This window comes from Methylibium sp. (genome assembly GCF_013817365.1).
GTDB lineage: Bacteria > Pseudomonadota > Gammaproteobacteria > Burkholderiales > Burkholderiaceae_C > Methylibium.
The window spans coordinates 1-2,371 of record NZ_JACDCU010000544.1 but is presented as its reverse complement, the minus strand read 5'-3'; the positions used below and the strand labels follow the sequence as shown (position 1 = coordinate 2,371).

The 2,371-nt window shown below is 70.7% G+C and carries 2 protein-coding genes; both read left to right on the top strand.

Features of this window, described 5'->3' with window-relative positions; genetic code table 11:
- The first annotated feature begins 242 nt into the window (after positions 1-242).
- Complete coding sequence (locus tag H0W38_RS21080) at positions 243-1,457, top strand: phenylacetate--CoA ligase family protein (protein ID WP_292457875.1); 1,215 nt, start codon at positions 243-245, stop codon at positions 1,455-1,457.
- Positions 1,458-1,620: 163 nt separating this feature from the next.
- The gene (locus tag H0W38_RS21075) at positions 1,621-2,133 is read left to right on the top strand and encodes a hypothetical protein (protein ID WP_292448824.1); all 513 of its coding nucleotides are present in this window, start codon (positions 1,621-1,623) and stop codon (positions 2,131-2,133) included.
- The last annotated feature ends 238 nt before the right edge of the window (positions 2,134-2,371 follow it).

Genomic DNA, 2,371 nt, shown 5'->3' with positions numbered 1-2,371 from the left:
CAAGCGGCCGGCGCAGTCGCCCGAATGGACCGTCAGCACGTTGAGAAACGCCGCCGACGTGCGCCGCTTCACCGACGAGCTGAAGAGCCGGCTCGCCCGCTGGAGCGACCGCGATGACTGAGCCGCAGCGCACCGCCCCCGGCGGCACCGGCGGCACCGGCGCGGCGGTGCCGCCGGCAAGCCGAGCGGCGTTCTACGACGATCTGGAAGCCCGCGATCCCGCGCTGCGCGAGCAGGCGCTGATGGCCGCGTTGCCCCGCCAAGTGGCGCATGCGCAAAGCGCCAGCGCGGCCTTCGCCGAGCTGCTGCGCGGCGTCGAGGCGCAGTCGGTGACCAGCCGTGCGGCGCTCGCAACGCTGCCCGTCACGCGCAAGCACGAGCTGCTGGCCCGGCAGCAGGCGGCGCGCGCCGAGGGTGCGGGCAGCGATCCGTTCGGCGGCTTTGCGACCATCGGCTGGCGCGGGCTGCTCCGCGCGCAGGGCGCGCGCCGCGTGTTCCAGTCGCCGGGCCCGCAGTACGAACCCGAGGGCGCCGGCCCTGACTACTGGCGCTGCGCACGTGCCTTGTTCGCGGCCGGCTTTCGCGCCGGCGACCTGGTGCACAACAGCTTCAGCTACCACCTCACGCCGGCTGGCTCCATGATGGAAAGCGGCTGTCAGGCGCTCGCCTGCACCGTCTTTCCCGGCGGCGTGGGCAACACCGAGCTGCAGCTGCAGGCGATGGTCGAGTTGCGGCCGCACGGCTATGTCGGCACGCCGAGCTTCCTGAAGCTGCTGCTCGACAAGGCCGCCGAGGAGGCGATCGCCCTGCCGGGCCTGAACAAGGCGCTGGTCTCGGGCGAGGCCTTCCCGCCCTCGCTGCGCGACGCCATCCGCGCGCGCGGCATCGAGGGCTACCAGTGCTACGCGACGGCCGACCTCGGCCTCATCGCGTACGAGACCGAGGCCCGCGAAGGCCTGGTGATCGACGAAGGCGTGATCGTCGAGATCGTGCGCCCAGGCACAGGCGATCTGCTGCCGCCAGGCGAAGTGGGCGAGCTCGTGGTCACTGCGCTGAACGCCGACTACCCGCTGATCCGCTTCGGCACCGGCGACCTCAGCGCCCTGCTGCCCGGACTGTGCCCGACAGGGCGCACGGCGCCGCGCATCAAGGGCTGGATGGGCCGCGCCGACCAGACGACCAAGGTGCGCGGCATGTTCGTGCACCCGGAACAGGTGGCCGCGATCGTGCGCCGCCACCCGGAAATCGCCAAGGCCCGTCTGGTCGTGAGCGGCGAGATGGCGAACGACGCGATGACGCTGCGCGCGGAGGTCCAGGACCCGCAGCAGGCGCTTGCTGCACGCATTGCGCAAAGCATCCGCGAGCTGACCAAGATGCGCGGCGAGGTCGAGCTGCTGGCGCCGGGCAGCCTGCCCAACGACGGCAAGGTGATCGAGGACGCGCGCCGCTACGAGTGAGTGCCGTGCGGGTCGCGGCCCGGGACGGCGTTCTCCGGCCCACTCCCTGCAATGGTCCGCGCGCGTTCTGGCCGTGCGGTGATCGCGCGTTTACCGATTGAGTCGAACGCGCCCAGGGCCCAGACTCGCGTTCCCGACATCCGGCTTTCCCGACATGGAGCCCATGAAGCACCTGCTGCGCGTTTTCTATCTGATCCATGCGGTCGTCGCCCTGCTCTTCCTGTGTGCGGCCTTGCTCCTCATGGCGACGGCCGTGCACACCGGCTGGGCCGCTCTCGGAGAAGGCCTGGACCGCGCCGCGGCGCTGGGGGTCATCGAGGCGATGGGCATTCTCACGGCCGCGGTGGTGTCGCTGCAGATCGCCCAGACCATCACGGAAGAAGAGGTGATGCGCGAGGCCCACGTCGGCGGGCCCACGCGCCTGCGGCGCTTCCTCTCGCGTTTCCTGGTGGTGGTGGTGATCGCGATTGCGATCGAAGCGCTGGTCGGCGTTTTCAAGGCCATGCACGACAGCCCGCAGAACCTGCCCTATGCGGCCAGCGTGCTGCTCGCCGCCGCCGCCTTGCTGGCGGGCTGGGGCGTGTTCATCAAGCTCAACCGCGCTGCGGAGGAGCTCGAACCCGAGGCGATGGAGAAAGCGAAGATCGAAGACGAGAAGATCGAGAACGCCGCCTGAGACGGCTCCCGTCACGAGCGGCGCAGGGCCGAGCAGGCAGGCGCCCTCGAGATCAACTCGATCGCCGGGCGCGTCGTTTGCCAAGCGGCAGGGTTTGGCGCGAAGCAGCGTCCCACAGGAGGAAAACACGCCATGACCGCCATCGCAAGGCTCCGGGGTCTGCCCGTTCGCTGCAGTGCAGGCTCTCGGCGCAGGGCCACAGCGCTCGCGCTCTTGCCGGAGTGAGCCGTGCCCTGGC

Bases quoted from the DNA above. Each gene is read 5' to 3' on its own strand.
- H0W38_RS21080 (WP_292457875.1), top strand. From the start codon at position 243: ATGGCCGCGTTGCCCCGCCAAGTGGCGCATGCGCAAAGCGCCAGCGCG.
- H0W38_RS21075 (WP_292448824.1), top strand. From the start codon at position 1,621: ATGAAGCACCTGCTGCGCGTTTTCTATCTGATCCATGCGGTCGTCGCC.